The sequence below is a fragment of the Microlunatus flavus genome, assembly GCF_900110855.1.
Classification (GTDB): domain Bacteria; phylum Actinomycetota; class Actinomycetes; order Propionibacteriales; family Propionibacteriaceae; genus Microlunatus; species Microlunatus flavus.
The window spans coordinates 526064-551670 of sequence record NZ_FOFA01000001.1 but is presented as its reverse complement, the minus strand read 5'-3'; the positions used below and the strand labels follow the sequence as shown (position 1 = coordinate 551670).

The window sequence follows — 25607 nt, the reverse complement described above, 5'->3', positions numbered from 1 at the left end:
CCGGAACCAATCATGCTGCCATGGCGAGCGGAATGCGGCAGGGGGTGCGGCGGGCGTCGCGGCGCAGGTCGCGCAAGGGCCGGGGCCCGCGCGTGGTAGGTGTCTCGTCGTGATCCACGCGCTCGGCCTCGCCCCGTCCCTCGACGTCGTGCACACCGTCGACAAGGTCGTGCCGGGGGCGATCCACCGCCCGCGGCAGGTGGTCCGGCTGGCCGGCGGCAAGTCGCTGAACGTCGCCCGGGCCCTCGACCGGCTCGGCCACCGCGTCCGGGCGGTGGCTCCACTGGGCGGCCCCCTGGGCGACCTCGTCGCCGAGCTCCTCGAACCCACCGGCGTACGCCTCGTCCGGCTCACGACGCGCGCAAAGACCCGGCTCTGCCTGACGGTGGCCGACGAGTCGGCGGGCGCGCTGACCGAGTTCTACGAGCGCGCGCCGCAGGCCGACGGCGGCGAGCTGGACCAGCTGGAGCAGGCGCTCGACGCCGTCGAGACGGGCGACTGGCTGGCGCTGTCCGGGAGCGTCCCGGAGGGCACGGACCTCGACCGGCTCGTGGGCCTGCTCGCCGGCCTCCGCGGCCGGGGCGCGCGGCTCGCGGTCGACACGCACGGTGCCGTCCTGCCGCTGCTCGTGGAGCGCGCGACGCCCGACGTCGTCAAGATCAACCGGGCCGAGGCGGCCGAGCTGGTCGGTGGGGAACCGGAGGACCTGCTCGAGCTCGGGGCCGCGGTCCGCGACCTCGGGGTCGGGGTCCTCGTCCTCACCGACGGGGCCGACGGCGCGGTCGGCTGGGACGGCAGCGGCCGCTGGCGGGTGCGCACCGGCGCCGCCCCCGGCGGCTACCCGGTGGGCAGCGGCGACTGCTTCCTCGCCGGGCTGGTGGGCGACCTCTCCTCCGGCGCGTCCCTGCCCGACGCGCTCGTCACCGCGGCCGCCGTCGGCGCCGCGAACGCGGCCGTCCCCGGCGGCGCCCTCTTCGACGACGACACCCTCGCCCGCCTGCGCGCGGCCACCCGCGCCGTCGCGGTCTGACGCGTCCGCCCAGCCCGCGCGCCCTGACCGAGGCAGATCGGCCACGGCCACGGGTGGTCCGCCACGTCGACGTGGCCACCCGACGGCAACCCTGACGCGGCCGTCAGGACGGCGCGGGGCGGTGGGGGAGCGGGCCGTTAGGGTGCAGCCGTGACGTGCACCGGGGGAACCTTCGACTTGGCGCCGGCGGCCCGGTGAGCACCCCGTTGCCGGCGCGCGAGGCGCGCTTCGTCCTGTCCGCGCCGCCCCCGGTGCGGGCGCTGGCCATCGCGGCCGGTCTGGTCGTGGTGGGCGTCGGGCTGCTCGTGCTGACGAGCGCGTACGGCTGGCCCGTCGGGGTGCTCGTGCTCGCCGTGGTCCTGGCCGTCCTCGGCGTCGCGCTCGGGCTCACCGCCCTGCTGCTGACCCGCCGCATCCGCAGCACGGTGCTCACCACGGCCGAGCGCATCAGCGTGGAGCACCAGGGCACGACGCGGACCCTGCCGTGGTCGGAGGTCGGCGGTGTCCGCGTGGTCGGGCACCGGCTCGTGCTCGACGCCCGCGAGGGTGAGGGCAGCGTCAGCGTCCTCAACCCGCGCCGCCGGGCCAACCCGACGTTCCTCGCGCTCATGACCGAGGTGCAGCAGCGCCTCGACGCCGACCGGGGCTACTCGCCCTTCTCGTGAGCCGAGGTCCCGCCCTGCGGACCTAGCCGGTGTAGGGGCGGGCGGTCGCCGCGATCTTCGGGTCGTACTTGCAGCTGCTGTCGACGTCCTCGCTGGTCGGCGCCTTGCCGGAGCCGCTGCTCGACGTCGTCTTCTTCGGGGTGCTGTCGTCCTTCGCCTCACCGATCGCCTTCTTGACGCGCGAGCGCATCTGGGAGAAGTCCGGGTTGGCGGAGACGAAGCCGTTGACGCCGTTCTTGAACACGACGCTGCGGACGTTGCCGTCCTTGACCCGCAGGCTCAGGTCGACCATGGCCGGCAGGACCTCCTGCGGCAGGTCGGTCTTGACCAGCGACTTGCTGGCGTTGGCGACGTCCTCGTAGCGGGTCAGCACGTTGGCCGGGTTGGCCTGCTTGATCATCGCGTTGATGACGCAGCGCTGCCGGTCCATGCGCGCGAAGTCGTCGGAACCGTAGCGGCCGCGGGCGTACCAGAGGGCGCTGCGGCCGTCCATCTTCTGGTTCGGGCCCGGCTTGATGAACTCCTTCGGCGGGATGTGCAGGTCGGTGTTCCCGCCGATCGGGATGTAGGTGTTGACGTTGAGCCGGATGCCGCCGAGGGCGTCGATCATGGTCGAGAAACCCTGCAGGTTGATCAGGACGTAGTAGTCGACCTTGAGCCCGAGCGCCTGCCCGACGCTCAGCTTCATGACGTCGGCGCCGAGGTTGTCGGTATCGCCGATGACGTTCTTCGGCACGTTCGCCGGTACGTCGCGGTACATCGCGTTGAGGAAGAACTCGGCGTTCTCGCCGTTGCCGTCGGTGAAGCCGTTCGGGTAGTACTTCTTCAGCGGCGAGTCCGACGGGAAGGGCATCCGGGCCGTGTTGCGCGGCAGGCTGAAGAGCGTCGTGTCGCCGGTCTTGGTGTCGATGCTCGCCAGGATCACCGTGTCCGTACGGGTGCCGACGCGGCCCTTGCCGTCGTCGCCGCCGAGCAGCAGCACGTTGAGCCGCGGCTTGTCCGCCCACGGGTCGGACTGCTTCTCCTTGTCGCCCGGGTGGGTGGCGCCCGGCTCGTCGGTCGGCCGCGTCGCGCTCTTGGTCTGGTCCGAGCTCTTGAACAGCGTGCCCACGAGCCCGGCCTGCACGTACGCGGTCCGCGCGGCGACCGCCATGGGTGCGGCGACGGCGAAGGCCAGCACGCCGACCAGCACGCCGCCCACGATGCGCTGCGGACGGGTCGGGCGGCTCCGCAGCGCGAGGTGCGTGGCGACGACCACGACGACCCAGAGGGCGGCGACGACGGCCAGCACGATCGCGATCCGGCGCAGCGAGGTGGGGTCGACGCCCATCGAGATCAGGGCGTCGCGGTCGACGGCCGCGGCGACGCCGAGGGCGGCGAGGACGAGCACGAAGACGGCCAGCACGATCGATCCGACGACCTTGCGGCCGGCGGCGATGAGGCCCACGCCCGGCACGACGGTGCCGAGGACGGTGAAGCCGACGGTCCGGCGGAAGTCCTCGCCCCGGGGCAGCGCACGGCGCGCGCCGGTTGTGTCGTCACCGCGGTCGGGTCGCGACCACGACCAGTCGGAGGAGCCCTCGCCGGGCTCGGCGGGAGGTTGGTCCTCCGGCATGCACACGTCCTTCAGGGATCGGCGGGCGGGGCTGCCCGTCGCGTTCAGGTCCACGTCAGGGTACGTGGCAACCGGCCACCATGCCATTTCACGCGCTGTTCGCGCAGGGGACGCGCCGTGGACACCTTCTCCAGGGGTACCCGTCCCGGACGGCGTCACGTGGTTAGCCTGTCGAGCCAGATCAGCAGGGCGGCAGGGCGGGAGGTGCACATGGACGTGTCCGACGTCCTCGGGCTCGTCGAGGGGATGAGCCGCCTCGACGACCAGCACCGCGTGGCCGCGTACGCCGTGGACCACGTGCGTGACGCCACCGGCGCGCGGTACGCGGAGGTCGTGACGGCCGAGGGGCCGGGCCGGGCGCTGACGGTGCTCGCGACGTCCGACGCCGGGCTGACCGGCGAGCTCATGCGCACCCGTGCCGAGACCGCGGGCTCGTCGGCCCCGCCGGACCCGGAGCGGGGGCTGGCCGGTTCGGTCGTCGTCATCGAGGACCTCGCGCTGGCCTCGCTCTGGGACGAGTTCGCCGCGCTGGCGGTGGAGCGGACGCCGGTGCACAGCGCCGTCCTGCCCTACCTGGTGGCCGACGAACGGACAGCCGTGGTCATGCCGGTGTCGGACGACCGGCCCGGCTGGTTCACCGCCGAGCACGAGGCCTACCTGCGCCTCGCCGGCGGTCTCACCGCGCAGGCACTGCGCGGGCTGGCCGACGCCCGGTCCCTGGCGAACCTGCGTAGCGGGCTCGAGAGCCGGGCCCGCGTCGGCACCGCCGTCGGTGTGCTCGTCAGCCGGCGCGGCCTGTCGCCGGACGCGGCCTTCGAGCTGCTGCGGCGGCGCAGCATGCGGTCGGGGGAGAAGGTGAGCGTCCTCGCCGAGCAGGTCCTCGCCGACGGCGACCTTCCCGACGACGCGGGCTGACCCCGTGGTCGGCCGCTCGGGTCAGCGCCCGTCCAGGAACGCCTGGCGCAGCGCCCTGGGTGCCCGGTCGAGCCAGGCGTCGGTGATCACCTCGGTCAGCTCGTCGAGCCCGATCGCCTCCAGCCGGACGAGGACGGCCGGCCAGCCGTCGAGGTGGGGGATCGTGAAGAACACGTCGGGCTCGGCCGCGACCAGGCTCTCCTTCTCCTCCAGGTCGGCCACGCGGACGCCGAGGATCTCGCCCGTCGGCGCGTCGTCGCCGAGCGCCGCGAGATCGGTCTTGCGCAGCGGCCGCTCCCAGGCGAACCCCTTGTCGCGCACCCGCCAGTGCAGCGACCCCCACGACACCTTCTCGCTCGTCGCGGGCAGCCCCAGCGCGATCCGGCGGGCGTCCTCGAGCGTGGCCACCCGCTGACTGTCCCACGGCGACGGGACGACTTGGACGCGAACCGGCGGCACGTTAGGGTGACCGGGCGCTTCGAGGGGCCCTGTGCGGTCGGCAGGTCTCCGAGCCGCGCACCTTGGAGGTGTCGCCTAGTCCGGTCTATGGCGCCCGCCTGCTAAGCGGGTTTGGGGCAAAAACCCCATCGCGAGTTCAAATCTCGCCACCTCCGCCGTCACGGGCCGACGGTCCTCGGCCCAGCCGCCGACGTCGGCCCCGGCGCACGCCGGTTCGAGCGGCCCTCACCGTCACGGTGGGGGCCGCTCGTGCGTCCTGGCGCAACCGTGTTCACCGGCTCCCGGCCTGCGCGTCGGGGAACCTGCTGGCCGCCTCCGGGGACCCCGACGTACCGTGCGGCCATGGGTCCTGCGGCGCGCCTGAGGGGGCGCGCCCGGCTGCTGACCCTCGCGCTGGTGTCCCTCCTGGTCGCGGTCGGCGGGTGCGATGGTGCCTCGTCCGACGTGCGGCTCGTGGTGTCGCCCGCGGCGACCCGGATGGACGAGCCGGTCGAGCTGGTGGTGACCGGCCTCGCACCGGGCTCGGCCACCGAGGTCTCCGTCCGCTCGGTCGACGCCGGCGGCACCGTCTGGACCTCGTCGGCGACCTTCGCGGCCGACGCCTCGGGGAGGGTCGACCCGAGCACCATGGCCCCGACCTCGGGCGGCTACGCGGGGGCGTGGGCCATGGGCCTGTTCGGCCTCATGACGACCTCGGCGCCCGGTCCGAGCTACCGGTGGCCGACGACGGGACCGGCGACGTTCGACGTCGAGGCGGTGCAGAACGGCCGGACGGTGGCCTCCACCTCCGTGGCGCGGACCTTCTGGACGGCACCGCCGAAGATCACGTCCTTCACCAGGGCGGCGGACGGCTTCGTCGGCACCTCCGTCGTCCCGGCCGGCGCCCAGCGGGGCCCCGCGGCCCTCCTGCTCGGAGGTTCCGAGGGCGGTGATCCCGCCATCGGCGCGTACCTGCTCGCGGCCCGCGGCATCCCGACGCTGTCGGTGGCCTACTTCGAGGCGCCGGGACTGCCCTCCGCCCTGCGCAACATACCGCTGGAGTACTTCGACACCCCGCTGCGCTGATTGAGCCGCCAGCCCGAGGTCGACCCGGGCCGCGTGTGGATCGTCGGCGCGTCGCGCGGCAGCGAGGCGGCAGCCCTCGTCGCCGTCCGGCGTCACGACCTCGTCCACGGCCTGGTCGACCTGTCGCCCTCGGCGACCGTCGGCTGCGCGTACGTCCCCGCGGGCGGGGGCGGCTGCGCGGACTCGGCCTGGAGCGCCGGCGGGAAGCCGCTCCCGTTCACCGTGATGTTCGACGACCCCGTGCCCACCGACGAACCTCGCGCGATCATCCCCGTGGAGGAGGTCGACGGACCGGTGCTGACGCTCTGCGGCGGCTCCGACCTCGTGTGGGCCTCGTGCGCCTCGAGCGACGCGATCCAGCAGCGGCTGCGTCGGCACGGGTCGCGCTTCGCGCACCTCGCGCTCGCCTACCCCGACGCCGGGCACGGCATCGACCTGCCCATGCCCTACCTGCCCGCGGCTCCGGCCGCGCTCGGGGCGCTCCCCACCTACGGCAGCACACCGGGAGCGAACGACGTCGCCCGCGCCGACGCCTGGCCGAAGGTCCTCGACTTCATCCGCCAGGCCCGCTGACGCCCGCCGTCCTCCAGCGGCTCCCGGCCCGACCGGGCCCGGCCGCTCAGGCCGTGTGCACGTACGGCCGCTGGCTGCGGTCCGGCTCGGCCCGGCGCAGCACCTCGCGTGTGGTCGGCGCGACCTCCCCGACGCCCAGGAACAGGAAGCGCGCCAGGTTGGCCACCGGGTTGCCCTCGGTCCACTCGACGTAGAGGTGCGGGCGCCGCTTGGTCACGTCGCGCACGTGCAGCAGCAGCGCGCCGAGGGCGTTCGGGACGTTCGTGCCCTCCATGGTCAGCACCCGGTAGTGGCCGTGCATGACGTGGCCCTGCACGTCGAGGCGGCTGGCGAAGCCCGACGGGTCGGTGACGGTGATCTCGACGAAGATGATGTCGTCGGTCTCGTCGAGGCCGTAGTCGCGGATCGAGTCGCGCCGCTTCTCCTGGTACTCGGCGGCGTCGCGCTCGTTCGGCTCGTTGGCCACGAGCCGGATGGTGCGGCGCGCGGCGTCGCGCAGGAACAGCTGGGCGGTGCGGTCGAGGACCACCTCCGTCGCGCGCAGCTCGAAGGAGCGCCGGACCCGGCTGACCACCGACACCGCGACGATGCCGAGGATGAAGAGCCCGGAGATGACGATGCCGTCGGGCTTCTCCACGACGTTCGCGACCAGGGCGTAGAGCAGGACGACGGTCAGCACCGCGAAGCCCACGGTCGCCTTCCGGGCCCGGCGCCGCCGTGCGCTGATGGTCACCGCGAACGCGCCGGAGAACATCATCACGAGGATCCCCGTCGCGTACGCGCCCGCCTGCGCGTTGACGTCGGCCCGGAACGCGAGCGTGACGATGATCGACACCGTCGTGTAGACGATGACGACCGGCCGCACCGCCCGGCCCCACTCCGGCGCCATGCCGTACGCGGGCAGGTAGCGCGGCACGATGTTGATCAACCCGGCCATCGCCGAGGCGCCGGCGAACCACAGGATGAGCACGCTGCTGAGGTCGTAGACGGTGCCGAAGCCCTCGCCCAGCAGGCCGTGCGCGAGGTAGGCCAGCGCACGCCCGTTGGCCTGCCCGCCCTCGGCGAAGGCGTCCGGCGGGATGAGCAGCGTGGTGATGAGGCTGGTCGCGACGAGGTAGACCGACATGATCGCGGCAGCGGTGGTGAGGAGCAGCCGGGTGTTGCGTACCCGGTGGCGCAGGCGCTGCTCCTTGGTCGCGCCGTCGGCCCTGATCAACGGCATCATGCTCACGCCGGTCTCGAAGCCCGACAGGCCCAGCACCAGCAGCGGGAAGGCGATCACCGCCGTGGTGAGGATCCCGCCGGCGCCGGACGTCTGCGCCGTGAGCGCGTTCTCCCAGCTCCCGACCACCTCGGGCTGCTGGGCGATCCGGATGACGCCGGCGACGACGACCGCCGCGTTGAGCGCGAGGAAGATCCCGACCAGGGGGATGGCCACGACGACGGCCTCGTTGAAGCCGAGCAGGAAGACGAAGCCGAGGATCAGCAGCAGGACGACCGTGATCAGGACGTTCTTGCCGTGGAACGCCTCCGGCGTGTACGGGTTCTCGATCAGGTGCACCGAGGCGTCGGCCGCCGACAGGGTGATGGTGACCAGCCACGACGTGACCACGAAGCCGAGCAGGACCAGCACGAAGACCTTGCCGCGCCAGAAGGGCAGCAGCCGCTCGAGCATGGCCACCGAACCCTGCCCGTGCGGGCTCTCGGCGGCGACGCGGCGGTACATCGGCAGCATCCCCAGCAGGGTCAGCGCCACGATCAGCAGCGTCGCCACCGGCGACAGGGCGCCCGCGGCCAGGGCCGCGATGCCCGGCAGGTAGGACAGCGTGGAGAAGTAGTCGACGCCCGTGAGGCACATGACCTTCCACCACGACTGGGTGGCGTGCTCCTTGGTCTCCGGTGCCCCGGGTCCCGCCGGCTGCACCTGGTTGGCCATCAGCCAGCGCGCGAGGCCGCTGCGCAGCAGCGGACCCAGCGGCGGCTGGTCCTCGGCGGTGGGGGCGGCGCTCGAGCCCGTCGGCGGACGGCCCGGAGTCCGGGTCTCACTCATCGAGGTGCTGCCTCCGCGCTCGTCGTCACGCTCGGTCCGGCGGCGGCCGACCCGCAGGCAGCATACGAGCCGTGCGGCTCCGCTCCGGGCCGCTCGGAGGCGACGCGGATCAGTGGAACTGCGGGACGATCAGCCAGAGGCCGAACAGCACGAGCAGCCCGGCCAGACCGAGCAGGGAGTAGCCGCCGGCGAGCACGGCGGTGGCGCTGCCGCCCTGGTTCTGGCGCACGCGAGCTGCCGAGACGGCGCGGATGCCGGCGGCCAGCAGCACGGTGAAGACCACCGACATGGCGATGGAGACGACGGCGACGATGCCGAGGGCGGCCCAGTCGATCTTCATGGTCGCTCCTCAGACCCCGCTCTTGATCTTCTTCTTCTTCTTGCTCTTCTTCCCCCCGGCGCGGCCGGCCGGCTTGCTCGGCGTCAGCCGCGGGTCCTGGGGGTAGGTGCTCGGCGTCGCGCTGGCCAGCACCATCACCTCGCGGCTGTCGGTCACGTTGGTGCTGGTCACCTGGTTGCGGCGCGACACGACCCAGATGACCACGCACACCGCCGCCAGGACGACCAGGAGCACGACGGAACCGACCACGCCGGTGCCGCTGAGGAGGGCGGCGAGGCCCCCGATGACGGCGGCACCGGGCAGCGTCAGGAGCCAGGCGACGACGAGCTTGCGGGCCAGGCCCCAGCGGACCTCGGCCCCGTCGCGCCCGACGCCCGAACCGAGGATCGCGCCCGTCGCCACGTGGGTGGTCGACAGGCCGAAGCCGAGGTGGGAGGAGGCGAGGATGGTCGCGGCCGTCGCGGCTCCGGACGTGGCGCCCTGCGGGGTGTCGATGTCGACGATGCCCTTGCCGAGCGTGCGCATGATCCGCCACCCGCCGGAGTACGTGCCGAGCCCGATCGCCAGGCCGGCCGCCAGGATCACCCACAGGTGCGGCCCGGTCCCGGCGGCCTGGAAGCCGGCCGCGATCAGCACGAGGGTGATCACGCCCATCGTCTTCTGGCCGTCGGAGGTGCCGTGCGCCAGGGCGACCAGGGAGGCCGTGAAGGCCTGCGCGTACTTGAACCCGGTGCTCGTGCGCCCGCTGGGCGTACGCCGTGTGATGCGGTAGGCGATCTTGGTCGACAGTGCGGCGGCGAGGCCGGCCACGAGCGGCGCGACGACGGCCGGCAGCAGCACCTTCGAGACGACGACCCAGCCGTGCACCGAGGTCAGGCCGGCCCCGACCACGACCGCGCCGATCAGGCCGCCGAAGAGGGCGTGCGACGAGCTGGAGGGGATGCCGAGGAGCCAGGTGAGCAGGTTCCACACGATGGCGCCGACCAGGCCGGCGAGGACCATGCTCGGGTTGACGAGCTTCTCGTCGAAGAAGCCGCCGGAGATCGTCTTGGCCACCTCGGTCGACAGGCAGGCGCCCACGACGTTGAGGACGGCGGCCAGGACCACGGCCTTCCGCGCGGTCAGCGCGCCGGTGGCGATCGGGCCGGCCATGGCGTTGGCGCTGTCGTGGAAGCCGTTGGTGAAGTCGAAGATCAACGCCACGAGGACGACGGCGATCACGATGAACAGCAGCGACACGTCGCTCCTCGTGGGCAGGGCCAGGTGAGGTGCGGTGGCCACCCCGTGCCGGCGACCCGCAGGAGGCGGATGCCGTCACGTGAACGATAGGTGAACGCCAGGTGTTGTCAATGAGCGCGGCGTGTCGCGGGACGGCCCGCCGAACCTGAGAATCAGGTGAAGATCATTTCCAGACCTGGCGGAACGCCCGGTAGCTGACGTCGGGCAGCGTCGCGTCGAAGAGCAGCGTCCCGTCGTCGGAGAACTCCGAGATCCGCTGCGCGGTGCCCCAGCCGACGAAGAGGTTGCCGTTGTCGAGACGCTGGACGTTGCCCATCGCGTGCGCGCTGATCTTGGCCGGGTGGACGAGGCGGCGCTTCAGGCGGGCCTTCCGTCCGGCCTCGTCGATCGAGAACCAGAGCACCTGGCTCTCGTCGGTCACCGTCACCTCGCCGTCGCTGCCGTTGTCGAACATCCGCAGCGTCCTCGGGTCCTCGAACTGCGCGTCGTGCTGCCACGCGAAGGTCGCCGACCCCGGCAGCTCGAAGTCGCTCTTCTTGCCGCCGAAGCGCCAGCGGACGTCGCCGGTGGCGAGGTCGACCTTGTAGACCGCCCAGGTGTGCCGCGCGGAGATGATCACGTTCCCGTCGGGGGTCGGCGCCACCGAGTTGATGTGGAAGTAGTCGTACGGCTCGGTGGGGTCCTTGGGGACGCCGGCGTGGCTCTCGGTGATGGCGACGTGGTCGAGGGACTCCCAGTGGTGCAGCACCTTGCCGGTGGCGATGTCCACCTCCTCGAAGATCCCGTTCATGATCAGACCGTCCTTCGGGCCCTTGACGGGACGCAGGTCCGCCCGGGTCCGCACGTAGCTGACGATGTAGGCCGTCCCGCGCGGGGTGATCACGAACTCGTGCTCGTCGGGGCTCACGTCGCCGTGCTTCTGCACGCGGGCGACCACGTTGTGCGCGACGTCCTCGATGACGGTCTGGCCGTCGGCGTACGCGGCCAGGCCGGTGGAGTGCGACTCCCACCAGGTGATCACGGGCCGGCCCTGGTAGGTCTGCAGCCGCATGTTCGCGTACGACTTCGCGCCGGCCGAGGTCCACAGCGCGGTGCCCCGGTTGTCGGCGATCAGGGTGGCGGCCGTGTCACCCATGTCGGTGAGGAAGACGTCGCCGGCCGCCTGCCCGGGCTGGTCGACGACGACGCTGAAGACCGGCGGCGTGCTCGGGGCCGAGGTCGCCGACGCCGCGACGGCCTGCACCCGGCGCCGCTCGTGCGTGCGTCCCACGGCGTAGCCCGCCGTGCTGCTGCCCGCCACGACGGCGACCGCGCCGGCCCCGGCCAGGCCGAGGGCGCGCCGTCGGCTCACCCGCCCTCGCGCCGCGTGGGGCTGCTCCTCGGCCGTGCCGAGGTCGGTCTGCTGGTCGCTGCTCATCGTCGTCCACCCTGGTGCGTGCCTCTGTGCGCGGCCTGTGCTCAGGCCGTGCGTAGGTTCCTCGTGTGAGCACTGGATACCCCGATCGCCCGAGCGGCACCGCGAGCGTCCGGGCGGTGGTCTACGACGCCGTCGGCGGACCGCTCGAGGTGCGCACGGTCCCCGCGCCGGTGTGCCCGCCGGCCGGGGTCGTCGTCGACGTCGCCGCGACCGGCGTGTGCCGCTCCGACTGGCACGCCTGGCGCGGCCACGACCCCGTGCCGCTCCCGCACACCCCGGGTCACGAGTGGGCCGGCGTGATCGCCGAGGTCGGCGCTGACGTTCCCCGAGGCGTCACCGGCTTCGCCGTGGGGGACCGGGTGACGGCCCCCTTCGTGCTCGGGTGCGGGCGGTGCGAGTGGTGCCGCGCCGGAGCCGCGAACGTCTGCCCCGACCAGGAGCAGCCCGGCTTCACGTACGCGGGGTCGTTCGCCGAGCAGGTCGTCGTCCACGCCGCGGCCACCAACCTCGTACGCCTGCCCGAGTCCGTGGACCTCGTCGCCGCGGCGGCCCTCGGCTGCCGCTTCGCGACCGCCTTCCGCGCGCTGACCGGCGTGGCCGGTGTGCAGCCGGGGGAGTGGGTGGCGGTGGTCGGCTGCGGCGGCGTCGGGCTGTCGGCGGTGATGATCGCCGCCGCCCTCGGCGCACGGGTCGTCGCGGTCGACGTCTCGCCGGTCGCGCGCGACCGGGCGCTCGAGCTCGGCGCCACGGAGGCCGTGCCCGCCGAGGGCGCCGCCGAGGCGATCCAGGCGCTGACCAGGGGCGGCGCCCACGTCGGCCTCGATGCGCTCGGCGCGCCCTCCACCCTCGACACCTCGGTCCGGAGCCTGCGCCGGCACGGCCGCCACGTCCAGGTCGGGCTGCTCCTCGGCGAGGCTGCCGGAGCACCCGTTCCGTGGGACCTGGTCGTCGGGCGCGAGCTGCGGCTGCTGGGCTCGCACGGCATGGCGGCGGTCGACTACCCGGCGATGCTCGCCATGGTCGCCGACGGGCGCCTCGACCCGGCCCGTCTCGTCGGCGACCGGATCGGGCTCGACGAGGCCGGCGCCGCGCTCGCCGCCATGGACGACCCCACCGTCGCGCGCGGGGGCATGACGATCGTCGTGCCCTGAGGTCCGGTCCCGGCTCGGTCTGCTCCAGCGGTCGTCGCGGTCGCCTCCCGAGGTCGGGCGCGGCTGCCCGTGGTCACGGTTTCGGTGTGGTGCCGGTGGTCCTGTACGATCTTCCAGTTCCCTTTCGAGGGGACCGGCACCCGTAGCTCAACGGATAGAGCATCTGACTACGGATCAGAAGGTTGGGAGTTCGAGTCTCTCCGGGTGCGCATCAGAAGGCCGGGTCTCGGGTGGCGGTCTTCCTCATTCGCCGCCGGACCGATCCATGTGACAGCAACGCGGTCTGGTTGCTTCGCATGGTCCTGGACGTCCAAGGACGCTGAACCTCGCCACACCTCGACCGGTACACGGCAGGTCAGGTGTGGGGGCGGGACCACGACGACGTTCGGCCCGACCTGATCGGACTTCTTCGACGCTCGCTCTTGGTCGTCCTCGTCCGCCGTCCGGTTCAGCCGACGGGCACCCCGAGCCGGTTCTCCTCCAGGCTGACCCGGAGAGCCTGCAACGCCTCGCCCACCTCTTTCACGCGATCGCTCGCGAGCGAGGGCGACACGAGCTCGGCCAGTCGACGTCGGAAGGTGTCCTCGGCCGCCTTCAGGAGCGCCTCCCCCGCTGCGGTGAGGGTGACCAGCGACGAACGTCCGTCAGTCGGGTTCGGGCGCCGCTTCACCCACCCGCGAGCCTCGAGCCGATCCGTGCCTTTGCTGATCGCCCCGACTCCCGCAGCGAAGTTCGTCGCCACCTCCGCGACGCGCGAGCCCGGGTGGTCGCGGAGGTAGCGCAGAAACTCGTACTGCGTGGTGACGATGCCGTGCTCCTCGCGGAGGGTGTCGCCGATCGCGTTGTAGAGCCGCGTCTCGCACCGGACGAGATCGTCGAAGAGCTTCACCAGGTCGCCACTTGCCCGATTGGTTGCCACGGCATACAGTCTGCGATATATGCCACGGCAAGTAACGGCCGGGCGAGAGGGGCGAGAGCACGATGACCTGGAACCAGCGACGGGCGCTGCACGCCGAGCTGCAGGCGGCACCAACCCCGAGCGGGCCGGTGCCGGTCGAGATGATGCGCAAGGGGTTCGCGCACTTCATGAGCCGCTTTCCGGTTCCCGACGGCGTCCGGCGGACGCCGACCGAGCTCGGCTCGCGACGGGCTGTACGGGTCGATCCCCCGAGAGGCGCACGAGATGGCGTGCTGCTCTACTTCCACGGAGGGTCGTTCTCGCTCGGCTCGCCGGAGACCGCGATGGCGCTCACTGCTCACCTCGTGGAGCGGACCAGGGTGCCGGCGCTGTCGCTCGACTACCGGCTCGCGCCCGAGCACCCGTTCCCGGCGGCCATCGACGACTGCCTGGCCGCGTACCGCGACCTGCTCGACCGCGGGGTCGATCCCGCGAGCGTGGTGCTCGCGGGTGACTCCGCCGGCGGCGGGCTCGCGGTCACGACGACGCTGGCGGCTAGAGACGCGGGGCTGCCCCTGCCGGCGGCGATCGTGGCGTTCTCACCGGGGCTGGACCACACCCGCTCCGGGGCGTCGATGGTCTCGAAGGAGGGCGTCGACCCGCTCTTCACGCGGGCGGGGATGGGACGCACCGGCGAGCTCTACCTCGCCGGCCAGGACCCGGCCCAGCCGCTCCTGGCTCCGGCGGTGCTCGCCGACCTGACGGGGTTCCCACCGATGCTCCTGCAGGTCGGCACGGACGAGCTGCTGCTCGACGACGCCGTGCGACTTGCCGACCGGGCACGCGAGGCTGACGTCGACGTGATCCTCGATGTCGTCGCCGGAGTTCCGCACGTGTTCCCGGCCTTCGTCGGGTTGATCGACGAAGCTGACGAAGCCATCGATCGAGCCGCCCTGTTCATCACCCAACGGCTCCGGGCACGCTGAGGCAGCCCGGACCCGCGCTCACCGAGGTGCACGAGCAGGTGTCGCGCGCGGATGAGATGACTTTCGTGTTCGAGACGCCTTCCGGAAGCGGCCCTTGCTCGCACAGGACCGCAGCCGGCTGTACTGCCGAGCGACAGTCCCCGATCCTCCAGCACGGGCGTCCAGGTCTACGCCGACGGCGGGATCGCACGCCTCGTCCAGGCCAAGGTCTCCACCAGAGGTGACAGCGACGCTGACCGCCGGCGGTGAGCACCCCGTTCAGGCAGGGCACGAAGGGCGTCATCGGCTCTCGGCGAACCCAGCCAGCCGCGACCGCCGCGCCGCGGGGCTCAGCGCCGTGCGGCCCTGGGGGCCGGCTTCGTCTCCAGCCGGTAGCTGCGGGTGTCGGTCTGCGCGCCGGTCGCGGAGTTGGTGGCGCTGAGGTCCAGGAACCGGACGGCGGTGTGGTCCTTGGGCGGGGCGAACGTGCAGTCCGAGACGGTCGCGCCGGCGGCGAGGCGGCGACGCTCGCACGACCATCCGCGTGGCGGCGACTTGACCGGGGTGCCGTCGGCGGTGCGCCAGCGGAAGTACGGGTTCACCGGGGTGCCCTGCAGGTCGAAGGCCTGGAGGACGACGTGGACCTGCTGGCCCACCTCGACGGTGAACGCCGTGCCCGTCGAGGGTGCGGCGGAGCTCCAGCGCGGCTTGTCGTCGACGTCCGGCACGGGCGTGGGGTCGACCAGCAGCAGCTCGTCGACCCCCGCGGACGTCGGCTGGCGGATCGCCAGGAGCTCGGAGCCGGCGGGCGCGAAGTCCTCGCCGTGCCCCTTGACCGGGCCGAGCAGGACGTGCCGGCGCAGGTCGGCGACGTACTCGGTCGACGCGCTGTTCCGGGGGCCCTTGTAGACGACTCCGAAGCGCCCCGACGCCGAGGACGGCAGCGGGTCGTGCTCGAACCTCTGCGGGACGTAGTAGCAGGCCTCCGGGCTGGGCGGCCCGAACAGGCTCACCGTGTTGGTCGCGGGCGACCACTGGCGCAGCGAGGAGCACCCGCCCGGTCCGATGCCGAGGTGGGACGAGCCGTCCTTGGTCCAGTAGCCGTCGATCGCGCCGGGGTCGCGGGTGCCGCGGTAGGTGGCGAGCGCGTCGGCCCCGGTCGCGACGTCGCGGTAGTGGTAGTCGTACGGCGCGCTGCGGTAGAGCAGGTACTTCCCGTCGGGGGAGGCCCAGACCGCGTCCAGGGCGGGGATCCTGACCGCCTTGCCGGTCCGGCGGTCCCACAGCACGGAAGCGAGCGGATTCAGGTTCAGGTAACCCACCACCCGCCGGGCATCCCTGCCCACGAAGAAGGTGAAGAAGGGGAAGCCGTAGGTGGTCGGGATGGGGACCACGGAGTCGTCACCGAAGTCGTACACCGCGGGCGTGGAGTCCGACGAGGCGCTCACGACCGCGGCGGTGCCGTCGTCCGACCACGCGCTGAGGCCGTCGACGTGCGGGTCGGGCACGACCTGGCAGGACGTGCCGGTGCCGAAGCAGTCCTCCGCGTCGTACTCGGGGGCGCCGTGGCGGACCTCGCCGACGAAGTGGTGACCCGCGGGGCTCCAGGAGAGGAACCTGACGTCCTCGCCGGTGGTCGACAGGGGAAGGCTCCTGCGCGCCCCGCGGTCGTAGGTGAACGCCGCCGACTGCGTGGAGGACCCGGGCGGCGCCGGGTGGAGGTCGGACCGACCGACGAACGACAGGTACGCACCGTCGGCGGAGAGACCGGTGACGCGTTCGACGTGGGCGTCGGGCGCCAGCACCGACACCTGGCGGTCGGCGGCATCCCAGGCGTAGGCGGTGACCTCCCCGACGCCGGCGTCCACCTGCCACTGCAACGTGTCGCTCTGCGCGGCCCAGCGGATCACGTACCTGTCGCACACGACGTGCGCGTGGACGAGGCCGACGTCCTGCCGGGCCGCGACGTCGTAGAGGTGCAGGTCGCACCGGTCGCCCGACGGAACGAGGTGGCTGAAGTAGGCCCCGTCGTGGCTGAAGCCCGGTCCGCCGTCCTGGCTGTCCGGACCCAGGTCGGCAACGACGGTGCCGATGCCGGCGTCCGTCTTGGGCGCGGCCGCAGCCGTCGGGACCGGGCCCAGCCCTGCAGCGGCCCCGCAAAGCAGCAGAGCCACCGACCAACTCCGCCATCGGGTCAAGGTCAGCCGCCTCGGGGGAGATCACGGACACGGACGCGTACGCGTGCGGTGGCCACATCCTGCGCCCGGACTCCGACAGCGTCAACGGGCCGGGGCAGCTGCCGCTCCGCGCGGTACAGGAGATGCGAGAGGGGCCGGAGGTCAGACCTGGCCGCGCACAACCCCAGAGGCGAACGGCCCGGAGTCGGGCCGCGCTGGCCCCTGCACACTCGGCCATCATCGGGCCGCCAGGTCCCGTACGACGGTCGGCTTGCGGAACCCCCGTGCGAGAACCTCAGGTCGGAACCATCCCGGCTGTGCAGACCTCAGCTCCACCGTTCCAGGGAGTCCCGTGCTCCCGTGCCCGACGCGGAGTTGCTCGATCTGACTGGATCTATCGCGGTCAGGCGCAGGTTGGCTGGGAGACCGCATTCGGCCCTCGACGGCGCCGCGATCGCATCGGGCTCGCGGCCGAAGCGCTGAGCGGTCCATGCACGGGGGCGACGGTGGTGGACTGCACCCTGGCCCCGCCGAAGGACTACACCGCCGTACGGTTCCTCGACGTCAGTGTCACGAACTGCGTGACGGGCGCGCAGAGCGACACCCGCAGCTACCGCGTCGGCACGGGCAGCTGAGCGGCTACCCGACGGCTCCGGCCCGGTGACGTCCACGGCGTGGTCGGCCTCCGGCGATGGCCGGTACGCGAAGGACGGGTGGTCGGCGTGCCCCGTACGAGGGTCAGGCTGGCGCCGGCTCGTCGTCGTCCGGTGACGCCGATGCCGTCTGATGGCTGCTCAGGCCAGAGGGGCGGCCGGACCCACGCTCGTGACTGGTGAAGACCCAGCCGGACCGACGGAGGCAGCGGAGAGGCGTCCGGCTCCAGGTGTGCGCTCGTCGAGAGACGCGAAGCGCGCGAGCAGGCGGTTGCGGGCGCTGAGGATGTGCGCCCGGACAAGGGCGGCGGTGAGCTCGACGTCGCCGATCGCGACCGCGTCCAGGATGCCCTGGTGCTCGTCGGCCACCGTTCTGGCCGACATCAGGTGATGGTGCTGGAGCTGCCCCATGCACAGCTCGATCTCTCCCATGATCAGCTCGTGCATCCTGCGGAGGCGGGAGCTGCCGCTGGCCACGACCAGCGCGCGGTGGAACGCGATGTCGTCCTTGACGAACGGTGCCTGGTCGACGCTGAAGGCGGACGAGCTGAACCGGGCGTGGATCTCCAGCGCCTGCGCGTGCGGGGCGCCGCTCGACGCGATCGCTCGTAGCGCGGCCTCCTCGATGCCGACCCGGACGCCGTAGAGGTCGTGGACGTCGACGCTCGTGAGCTCCGGCACGCGCGCCGACCGGTGCGCGTCGCGCCGCAGGAGCCCGTCGTCGACCAGGCGCTGGATCGCGACGCGAGCCGTTGGGCGCGCCACCTGGTACGTGCTGCAGACGGAGAGCTCCGTGAGCGTGGACCCCGGCAGGTGGTGGAGACCGATGATCGCCTCGCGGAGAGCGGCGTACACCGCGTCGGGCCGGAGCGCAGGGCGTTCGTCAGTCGTGCTGCCGAGGATTGTCACACAACCATGATCCCCGAGGGCTTGAGGGCGGTGAGAGTTTTCCGATTCATGATGCTGAAGCCGGCTCGTTGAACGCTCGAGGGGCCGAATGGTGGCTCGCGAAGGCGTATACGTGGAAACTGACATCCGCACAGAGGAAAAAAGTGTCAGACAAGTTCTTGACAGTCGCCGCCGGCGGGGCGAAAACTGTGAGCCAGAGCACGAGGGGTTCGGGCGCACGGACCCGCCGGCTCCGGACCGGCCGACGACCTGGCCGGCCCGCTCGGACGGGCTCCTGCGAGCCCGCGCTCATGACCACGCGACTCGCTCTCGAGCCCGCGCCACCGCACTCGTCACCGGAGCACTTCTTGATCAACGACGTCGTTGAAGAGCCGCTCGAGCAGGCCCACGTGCTGGACCGGCCGCCCGCCCACCATCGCAAGCTGCTCGACCATGGCGAACGGCCCTACTGGACGCGCGACGGCAAGCGCCTCGCCTTCATCGCCTCGAACTACGGCGACGCCGCCGAGCTCGACCTGGAGACGGGGGTCGTCCGGCCACTGACCGAAGGGCTCGGGGAGCACCACTCGTTCCTGCGGGTCCTCGTGCTGTCCAACGACGACTACCTGCTCATCGGTCCGGCGGAGTTCAAGGACCGGGACGTGAGCCGGCACGTCGAGTCGGAGCTCTGGGTCCTGCCCGCCGATCTGAGCACGCCGCCGAAGCCGCTGGGTCGACGCGTCTTCGAGGGCTGCGGCGTCTCGACGTCGACGCCCCGGATCACGTACGCCGTGAGCGGCCGCAACGACCCCTCGATCGGGGACCCGGACGTCTTCGAGTGCCACGTGACCGACATCGAGTACGGCCCGGACGGACCTCGGCTCGGGCGTGACGAGGTCTTCTACCGCACGAGGGGGACCGCACCCGAGCCGCAGGACTTCCGCCACAGCGACACGGAGGTGATCTTCGCGGAGTACCACCCCGGCGTCTCGATCGAGGCCGCGACCGAACCCCTGTGCACGGTGCGGGGCTACGACCTCACGACCGGTGAGTTCCGGACCTACGTCGAGGAGGCCGGGGTCCACAACGAGTGCGAGGGCGTCTTCCCCGACGGGGCGGCGACCTGCCTCGAGTCGGCCTGCGACGCCGAGGGCTACCCGCCGCGCAACCTGTGGAAGCTCAAGCTCGACGGCAGCCAGCAGCGGGCCCGGATGACCGCGATCCCGCCCGAGAGCGGCTGGAAGGCCACCAACTCCAACGTCAGCCCGGACGGACGGTGGCTCGCGTACATGGTGGCCCACAAGGACGACGAGGCGGGCAGCGGACGGGGCCTCGGGCTGCTCGACCTGGACGCCTGGGCCGCCGACGGCGTCGAGTGGGAGACGCCGACGAGCCGGCGCCTCGACGGGCTGCCGTTCTACCCCTACCCGGGCTGACGTGACGACGCAGGCGCGCAGCGGGCAGCCCTACACCGCCCGCAGCCGCCGGGCCGCGGGCGTCCCCGGCGGGGCCGACGGCTCGGCGGCGACGACGGGTGGCGGTTCCCCGCTGCGCAAGCCCCGACGGTTCGCCGACAACAAGGTCGCCTACCTCTTCATGGCGCCGTGGTTCGTGGGCCTGGTCGTGCTGACGGCCGGACCCCTCATGGGCTCGCTCTACCTCTCGTTCACCCGCTTCAACCTGCTGCAGCCGCCGCGCTGGGTGGGCCTCGCGAACTACGTCTCGCTGCTGACCGACGACCCGCGCTTCTGGCAGTCCCTCAAGGTGACGCTGATCTACGTCGCCCTCACCGTCCCGCTGCAGCTCTCCTTCGCCCTCGGCGTGGCCGTCCTCCTGAACCGCAGGGTCCGGGGCATCGCCTGGTACCGGTCTGTCTACTACCTGCCCTCGCTGCTCGGCGGCAGCGTCGCGATCGCGGTGGTGTGGAGCCAGCTCTTCGGCGGCGACGGGGTGGTCAACACGCTCCTCGGGCTGGTCGGCATCGACGGCATCAGCTGGATCTCCAACCCGAGCACCGCTCTCTACACGCTCGTGCTGCTGAACATCTGGCAGTTCGGCTCGCCGATGGTGATCTTCCTGGCCGGGCTCAAGCAGATCCCGCAGGACCTGTACGACGCGGCCGCGGTCGACGGCGCGAGCCCCTGGCGCCGATTCACCTCGGTGACGCTGCCGATGCTGACGCCGATCATCTTCTTCAACGTCGTCCTGCAGATCATCCAAGCCTTCCAGGCCTTCACCCCGGCGTACGTGATCAGCAACGGCACGGGTGGCCCGTCGGACTCCACCCTCTTCTACACGCTCTACCTCTACCAGCAGGGCTTCTCGAACCTGAGCATGGGTTACGCGTCCGCGATGGCGTGGATCCTGCTGATCATCATCGGGTTCTTCACCCTGGCGAACTTCGTCCTGGCCCGGCGCTGGGTCTACTACGAGGACCGGTGACGCAGATGGCTGTGCCGATTCAGAACCAGACCCTGCCCGGCGCGAGCGAGGCGCCCACCCATCTGGTCCGCGGCAAGCGCCGCTGGGTGATCCACCTGGTGCTGCTGCTGGGCTCGATCGTGATGGTCTATCCGTTGATCTGGATGGTCGGCGGCTCCTTCAAGGAGGACCGCTCGATCTTCTCCGAGCTGAACCCGTTCCCCTCCAGCCTCGACCTGCGCAACTACGTCAGCGGGTGGAACGCCACGACGCCGACCTTCACGCAGTTCTACCTGAACTCGACGATCATCGCGCTCTTCGCGGTGATCGGGAACGTCGTCGCCTGCACCCTGACCGCGTACGCGTTCGCCCGGCTCGACTTCCGCCTGAAGAGGCTCTGGTTCGCCCTCATGCTCGGGTCGATCATGCTGCCGGCGCACGCGCTGCTCATCCCGCAGTACGTCGTCTACTTCAACCTCGGCTGGGTCAACACCTACCTGCCGCTGATCGTGCCGAAGTTCCTCGCGACCGACGCGTTCTTCATCTTCCTGATGGTCCAGTTCATCCGCACCATCCCGCGGACGCTGGACGAGGCGGCCATGATCGACGGCTGCGGCAAGATCAGGATCTTCACCAAGATCCTGCTGCCGCTGATGGGCCCGGCTCTCGTGACGACGGTGATCTTCACCTTCATCTGGACCTACAACGACTTCTTCAGCCAGCTGATCTACCTCACCTCGCCCTACGCCGAGACCGTGCCCGTGGCGCTGCGTCGCTTCGTCGACGCCACCGGCACCTCCTCCTACGGCCAGCTGCTCGCCATGTCGGCGCTCTCGCTCGTCCCCACCTTCGTCGTCTTCCTCGTCGCGCAGAAGCGGATCGTCGACGGCATCGCCACCACCGGCCTCAAGGGCTGAACGGTACGTGCGGCGGGCTCCCCGGCGACCGCACCCACCCCCACCACACCGCTCCGTCCCCACCCGCTCCATCCCCACCCGCTCGCCCGCAGACAAAGGAGTTCTCACCATGGGCCGACCGATCAGCCGCCGCACCCTCCTCGGGGCCGGTCTCGCCGCCGCCGTCTCGGCGCCGTTCGTCAGCGCCTGCTCCGCCATCCGACCTGGTGGGGCGGAGGCCGACGCCATCCGCTTCAGCAGCTACGGCGACCCGACCAAGCTCAAGATCCGCGGAAGCCTGGCGGACACCTACATGAAGCTGAACCCCGACGCCAAGATCGCGTTCGAGGGCACGGCGACCGCCGGCTACTGGGACAAGCTCGCCACCCAGATGGCCGGCGGCAACGCCCCCGACGTGATCAACATCGACTCCCCCCGGATGGCGCAGTACGGCCGGGCCGGCGCGCTGCAGGCGCTCGACGGCTACGTGCCGGGCACCGTGCAGAGCGACCAGTTCGACCAGAGCCTCCTCGTGCAGGGCCAGGTCGACGGCAAGCAGCTGGGCCTGCCCGTCGCCACCGCGACGAACGGCATCGGCTACGACCAGACGGTGCTCGAGGAGATCGGGCTCAAGGCGCCGGACGGCACCTGGACCTGGGACGACTACGCCGACTACGCCACCGAGGTGCACGACGCGTCGAAGGGCAAGTACTTCGGCGCCGAGGACCCCAGCGGCGACCCGGCCTTCCTCGAGCTCTTCGTCCGGTCCCGGGGCGAGCAGCTCTACTCGGGCGCGACCGACTTCGGCTTCAGCCGCGACACCCTGCAGGACTGGTTCGCCTACTGGAGCAAGCTGCGCGCCGCGGGCGGCTGCGTCACAGCGGAGATCGCAGCCCAGGCCGAGTACGGCGACTGGCCGAACTCGCCCCTGGTCACCAAGAAGGCGCCGCTCGGCCGGATCTCGACGCCGAACCTCTCCGGCGGCTTCCAGAGCCTGACCGACGACGTCGTCCAGATCACGCTCGTCCCGCGAGCGTCCAAGAGCGGTGACTACCCGCACTACCCGGCCGCCAGCAGCTACCTCTCGCTCAACGCCCGCAGCGCCAAGGCCGACGAGGCAGCCAAGTTCCTCAACTGGTTCGTCAACAGCAAGGAGGCCGCGCTCACGCTGCGGCTGATCAGCGGGCCGCCCGCGTCCACGGCCGGTCGCGAGGCGCTCGCCGGTTCCGGCGACCTGACGCCCGACGAGAAGAAGGTCCTTGACTTCACCGAGATGGCGCTGACGAAGTCGACGCCGGCACCCGGCACCGCGCCCGCCGCCAACACCGCGGTCGCCGACCTGCTGCTCAAGGCGAGCCAGGACATCGCCTTCGAGCGGGCGTCCGCCGCCAAGGCGATCGACACCTTCCTCGCCGACGGCAAGAAGGCTCTCGCCAGCTCCTGACCGGCGAGCCCGACCGCTCGTCCTCCACCCGCTCCACGACCGCTCCTCCTCCTCCTACCGAAGGACCACCCATGCCTGCCCCGACCTCGTCGGACCACCTCCACCTCCCCGCGCCGCTCGCCGCCGACCCCGTCGTCGCCTGGGCCGCGGGGCAGCTCACCGACGCCGTCGCCGCCCGCGGCGGACGGCTCGGGTCCGGGACCGAGCCGGGGCCCGAGGACCTGCTCCGCCTCGAGCTCGACGAGAGCCCGGACGAGGCGTACCGGGTCGAGGCCGACGGGGGAGCGGCGGTCCTGCGAGCGGGCGGCGGGCGCGGCTTCGCCTACGCCCTGACCGAGCTCGCCGCCCAGGTGCGGGCGGGCGCCGACCTCCGCACGGCCGTCCGCGACACGGTCGGCACGGCGGAGGAACCCGCGGTTCCCGTTCGCGGCATCGTCCGGTCGTTCTCGAGCGTCGACGAGGACCTCGGATGGTTCCACGACCGGGGCTTCTGGGCCGAGTACCTCGACTGGCTGGCCGTGTCGCGCTTCAACCGCTTCCACCTCGCGCTCGGGATGCAGTACAACTACGGCGCCGACCCGCACGGGGCCACCGACAACTACCTCTGCTTCGCCTACCCCTTCCTGCTGGAGGTGCCGGGCTGGGACGTCCGGGCCGAGGGGGTGGACGCGGGCGAGCGGGCGCGCAACCTGGCGTCGTTGCAGCACATCGCCGCCGAGACGCGGCGTCGAGGCATGAGCTTCCAACTCGGCCTGTGGAACCACGCGTACGACTACGGCCGCGACTCCGTCCACCGCTACCCGATCACGGGCCTGACGCCCGAGACCCACGCCGACTACTCCGCGGCGGCGCTCGGACAGCTGCTGGAGGCCGTTCCCGAGGTCGAGGGCCTGACCTTCCGCGTGCACTACGAGGGCGGCATCCACGACTTCCAGCACGAGGTGTTCTGGGACAAGGTCTTCGCCGCCGCGTCGTCCTCGGGCCGGCCGCTGGAGATCGACATGCACGCGAAGGGTGTCGACCAGGCGCTGCTGGACGCGGTCGCCAAGCCCGGCCTGCGCCCCGTGCTGTCGGCCAAGTACTGGGCGGAGCACATGGGCCTGCCCTACCACCAGACCTCGATCCGGCCGCAGGAGGCCGCGAAGCCCATCCCGCCGGGGCACGAGATGCGCGGCATCACCGAGTTCTCGCGCCGCTTCACCCGCTACGGCTACGGCGACTTCCTCGCCGAGGACCGCAGCGTCGACCTCATGTTCCGGGTGTGGCCCGGGACCCAGAAGCTGCTGCTGTGGGGAGACCCGGCCATCGCGTCGGGCTACGGGCGGCTCTCCACCTTCGCCGGCTCGCGCGGCGTCGACTTCTGCGAGCCGCTCTTCTTCAAGGGCCGCAAGGGCAGCGGGCGCAAGGGCGGCCGGGACCCGTACGCCGACCCGGCCCTGCAGCTCGGCGGCCGGGAGTGGCGCAAGCACGCCTACACGTACCTGCTGTGGGGTCGGATGCTGCACAACCCGGACACGCGTCCCGAGGTGTGGCAGCGCTTCCTGCGCGCGGAGTACGGCGACCTGGCCACCTCGGTCGAGGAGGCGCTGTCGCCGCTGAGCCGCGTGCTGCCGCTCGTCACCGTGGTCCACGGCGTCGGCGGTTCCAACAACGGCAACTGGCCCGAGATGTACGTGAACCTGCCGCTGTCGCAGGACGTCGACCCCGCGCACTACGCCCACGACACCGTCGCGCCGCCGGTCTGGGGCACCGTCAGCCCCTTCGACCCGACGATGTTCTACGGCATCGACGAGTTCGTGGCCGACCTCGCCGGCGGCACGCAGTCCGGCCGGTACACCCCGCTCGAGGTGGCTGGCTGGCTGCAGCGGATGGTCGACGACGCCGCACCGGCGCTCGGCGCGGTCCGCACCGCCGCCGAGGGCTCGCCGGACGACGTGACGCTGCGGCGCACGCTCGTCGACCTCGAGGTGCTCAGCCGCCTGGGCGCGTTCTTCGCCGGCAAGTTCCGCGCGGCCACCGCGTACGCGGCGTGGCAGGAGAGCCGCGATCCCGGCCACCTCGTGCAGGCCCTCGACGACTACGCGCTGGCGCGCGAGGCGTACGCCGGGATCCCGACCGTGGTCGCCGGCGTCTACGTCGACGACCTGCGCTTCGGTCCGGAGAGCAGCGAGCACGGCCACTGGTCCACGCGCGTCGCCGGCATCGACGCGGACGTCGCGGCGCTGCGGGCCGAGCTCGAGGCCGCGGGCGGCGGCGACGTCGACGCCCGGCCGGTCGCCGCACCCGCCCGCTTCGTGGGCGGGTCGCTGCGCCACGAGGCTCCCGCCGCCTTCGTGCGCGGGGAGGACCTGGTGCTCCGGCTCGACGCCGCGGCGGAGGAGGGGCTCGCCGACGTGACGCTGCACTACCGTCACGTCGACCAGTCGCAGGCCTTCCGCTCGGCCAAGGCGAGCCAGGACGAGCGGGGCTTCTCGGCCAGCGTCCCGGCGGACTACACGGCCACGACCTACCCGCTCATGTACTTCTTCGAGACCGTCCACCGCGACGGGCGCCGCGGCGTCCACCCAGGCTTCGGGCCCGAGCTGTCCGAGCAGCCGTACGTGGTGGTGCACAGCACCGCGCACGGCGACCGGGGGATCCCGGACGCACCGGCGGCCTGAGCGCCAGCGGGAGCGCGTCGCACCGAGTGGTGCGGCGCGCTCCTGACGGATGCGTCCCCTCCTCCGCGCCGCATCGTGCGGCATCT

At 72.0% G+C, this 25607-nt stretch carries 22 protein-coding genes and 2 tRNA genes; 15 read left to right on the top strand and 9 right to left on the bottom strand.

All coding sequences use genetic code 11. The annotated features are described in order from the left end of the window. Nucleotides 1-109: 109 nt before the first annotated feature. Complete coding sequence (locus tag BMY04_RS02700) at nucleotides 110-1030, top strand: 1-phosphofructokinase family hexose kinase (protein ID WP_170853958.1); 921 nt, start codon at nucleotides 110-112, stop codon at nucleotides 1028-1030. A gap of 194 nt (nucleotides 1031-1224) precedes the next feature. After that, the gene (locus BMY04_RS02695) at nucleotides 1225-1695 is read left to right on the top strand and encodes a YqeB family protein (protein WP_091177548.1); all 471 of its coding nucleotides are present in this window, start codon (nucleotides 1225-1227) and stop codon (nucleotides 1693-1695) included. 22 nt (nucleotides 1696-1717) lie between these two features. On the opposite strand, the gene BMY04_RS02690 is transcribed toward BMY04_RS02695, so the two are convergent. Continuing rightward, nucleotides 1718-3310, bottom strand: a complete 1593-nt coding sequence (locus BMY04_RS02690) for an LCP family protein (RefSeq protein WP_139209718.1) — start codon at nucleotides 3308-3310, stop codon at nucleotides 1718-1720. Between the two features lie 210 nt (nucleotides 3311-3520). Here BMY04_RS02690 and BMY04_RS02685 point away from each other — a divergent pair, with 210 nt between their 5' ends. Next, nucleotides 3521-4225 carry an ANTAR domain-containing protein gene (locus tag BMY04_RS02685; protein WP_139209717.1) on the top strand — a complete coding sequence of 235 codons (705 nt, stop codon included), beginning with the start codon at nucleotides 3521-3523 and terminating at the stop codon, nucleotides 4223-4225. 21 nt (nucleotides 4226-4246) lie between these two features. Here the strand turns inward: BMY04_RS02685 and BMY04_RS02680 are convergent, their stop codons facing one another. Further along, nucleotides 4247-4633: an MmcQ/YjbR family DNA-binding protein gene (locus BMY04_RS02680; RefSeq protein WP_091177546.1), complete on the bottom strand. Its 387-nt coding sequence runs from the start codon at nucleotides 4631-4633 to the stop codon at nucleotides 4247-4249. A 115-nt stretch (nucleotides 4634-4748) separates the two neighbouring features. Here BMY04_RS02680 and BMY04_RS02675 point away from each other — a divergent pair. The 3 genes from BMY04_RS02675 to BMY04_RS02665 all read left to right on the top strand — a co-directional run bounded on the left by BMY04_RS02675 (nucleotide 4749) and on the right by BMY04_RS02665 (nucleotide 6322). After that, nucleotides 4749-4839: transfer RNA gene (locus BMY04_RS02675), tRNA-Ser, on the top strand. A 187-nt stretch (nucleotides 4840-5026) separates the two neighbouring features. Next, nucleotides 5027-5749: an acyl-CoA thioesterase/BAAT N-terminal domain-containing protein gene (locus BMY04_RS02670; protein WP_091177545.1), complete on the top strand. Its 723-nt coding sequence runs from the start codon at nucleotides 5027-5029 to the stop codon at nucleotides 5747-5749. Continuing rightward, a complete protein-coding gene (locus BMY04_RS02665) occupies nucleotides 5750-6322 on the top strand; it encodes an acyl-CoA thioester hydrolase/BAAT C-terminal domain-containing protein (RefSeq protein ID WP_091177544.1) in 573 nt (190 codons plus the stop codon). 46 nt (nucleotides 6323-6368) lie between these two features. On the opposite strand, the gene BMY04_RS02660 is transcribed toward BMY04_RS02665, so the two are convergent. The 4 genes from BMY04_RS02660 to BMY04_RS02645 all read right to left on the bottom strand — a co-directional run bounded on the left by BMY04_RS02660 (nucleotide 6369) and on the right by BMY04_RS02645 (nucleotide 11368). Beyond that, complete coding sequence (locus tag BMY04_RS02660; RefSeq protein ID WP_232506056.1) at nucleotides 6369-8372, bottom strand: APC family permease; 2004 nt, start codon at nucleotides 8370-8372, stop codon at nucleotides 6369-6371. 109 nt (nucleotides 8373-8481) lie between these two features. Next, a complete protein-coding gene (locus tag BMY04_RS02655; RefSeq protein ID WP_091177543.1) occupies nucleotides 8482-8712 on the bottom strand; it encodes a hypothetical protein in 231 nt (76 codons plus the stop codon). A 9-nt stretch (nucleotides 8713-8721) separates the two neighbouring features. Next, nucleotides 8722-9951 carry an inorganic phosphate transporter gene (locus BMY04_RS02650; RefSeq protein ID WP_091177542.1) on the bottom strand — a complete coding sequence of 410 codons (1230 nt, stop codon included), beginning with the start codon at nucleotides 9949-9951 and terminating at the stop codon, nucleotides 8722-8724. Between the two features lie 163 nt (nucleotides 9952-10114). Next, nucleotides 10115-11368 (bottom strand): arylsulfotransferase family protein, encoded by a 1254-nt coding sequence (locus BMY04_RS02645; RefSeq protein WP_091177541.1) that lies wholly within the window; start codon nucleotides 11366-11368, stop codon nucleotides 10115-10117. Nucleotides 11369-11433: 65 nt separating this feature from the next. Here BMY04_RS02645 and BMY04_RS02640 point away from each other — a divergent pair, with 65 nt between their 5' ends. Together BMY04_RS02640 and BMY04_RS02635 are read left to right on the top strand one after the other, a co-directional pair. Further along, nucleotides 11434-12519 carry an alcohol dehydrogenase catalytic domain-containing protein gene (locus BMY04_RS02640; protein WP_091177540.1) on the top strand — a complete coding sequence of 362 codons (1086 nt, stop codon included), beginning with the start codon at nucleotides 11434-11436 and terminating at the stop codon, nucleotides 12517-12519. A 136-nt stretch (nucleotides 12520-12655) separates the two neighbouring features. Further along, nucleotides 12656-12728, top strand: a tRNA-Arg gene (locus BMY04_RS02635). A 239-nt stretch (nucleotides 12729-12967) separates the two neighbouring features. Here BMY04_RS02635 and BMY04_RS02630 read toward each other — a convergent pair. Continuing rightward, entirely contained in the window at nucleotides 12968-13438 is a 471-nt protein-coding gene (locus tag BMY04_RS02630) for a MarR family winged helix-turn-helix transcriptional regulator (RefSeq protein WP_091177539.1), read from the bottom strand. A gap of 62 nt (nucleotides 13439-13500) precedes the next feature. Here BMY04_RS02630 and BMY04_RS02625 point away from each other — a divergent pair, with 62 nt between their 5' ends. After that, nucleotides 13501-14403, top strand: coding sequence for an alpha/beta hydrolase (locus tag BMY04_RS02625; RefSeq protein ID WP_091177538.1), 903 nt, complete (start codon nucleotides 13501-13503; stop codon nucleotides 14401-14403). Nucleotides 14404-14732: 329 nt separating this feature from the next. On the opposite strand, the gene BMY04_RS02620 is transcribed toward BMY04_RS02625, so the two are convergent. Beyond that, nucleotides 14733-16556 carry a hypothetical protein gene (locus tag BMY04_RS02620; protein WP_091177537.1) on the bottom strand — a complete coding sequence of 608 codons (1824 nt, stop codon included), beginning with the start codon at nucleotides 16554-16556 and terminating at the stop codon, nucleotides 14733-14735. Nucleotides 16557-17065: 509 nt separating this feature from the next. Here BMY04_RS02620 and BMY04_RS23500 point away from each other — a divergent pair. Then, nucleotides 17066-17194, top strand: coding sequence for a hypothetical protein (locus tag BMY04_RS23500; RefSeq protein WP_269766185.1), 129 nt, complete (start codon nucleotides 17066-17068; stop codon nucleotides 17192-17194). Between the two features lie 159 nt (nucleotides 17195-17353). On the opposite strand, the gene BMY04_RS02615 is transcribed toward BMY04_RS23500, so the two are convergent. After that, the gene (locus tag BMY04_RS02615) at nucleotides 17354-18121 is read right to left on the bottom strand and encodes a GntR family transcriptional regulator (protein ID WP_232506055.1); all 768 of its coding nucleotides are present in this window, start codon (nucleotides 18119-18121) and stop codon (nucleotides 17354-17356) included. 290 nt (nucleotides 18122-18411) lie between these two features. On the opposite strand from BMY04_RS02615, the gene BMY04_RS02610 reads away from it, so the two are divergent. From BMY04_RS02610 to BMY04_RS02590, 5 genes are all read left to right on the top strand, one after another. Next, nucleotides 18412-19536, top strand: a complete 1125-nt coding sequence (locus BMY04_RS02610; protein WP_139209716.1) for a TolB-like translocation protein — start codon at nucleotides 18412-18414, stop codon at nucleotides 19534-19536. Nucleotide 19537: 1 nt separating this feature from the next. Continuing rightward, complete coding sequence (locus BMY04_RS02605) at nucleotides 19538-20542, top strand: carbohydrate ABC transporter permease (RefSeq protein ID WP_232506054.1); 1005 nt, start codon at nucleotides 19538-19540, stop codon at nucleotides 20540-20542. 5 nt (nucleotides 20543-20547) lie between these two features. Beyond that, entirely contained in the window at nucleotides 20548-21438 is an 891-nt protein-coding gene (locus tag BMY04_RS02600) for a carbohydrate ABC transporter permease (protein ID WP_091177896.1), read from the top strand. A 109-nt stretch (nucleotides 21439-21547) separates the two neighbouring features. Next, nucleotides 21548-22861: an ABC transporter substrate-binding protein gene (locus BMY04_RS02595; RefSeq protein WP_091177534.1), complete on the top strand. Its 1314-nt coding sequence runs from the start codon at nucleotides 21548-21550 to the stop codon at nucleotides 22859-22861. Between the two features lie 71 nt (nucleotides 22862-22932). Next, nucleotides 22933-25521 (top strand): hypothetical protein, encoded by a 2589-nt coding sequence (locus BMY04_RS02590; RefSeq protein ID WP_091177533.1) that lies wholly within the window; start codon nucleotides 22933-22935, stop codon nucleotides 25519-25521. Nucleotides 25522-25607: the final 86 nt, after the last annotated feature.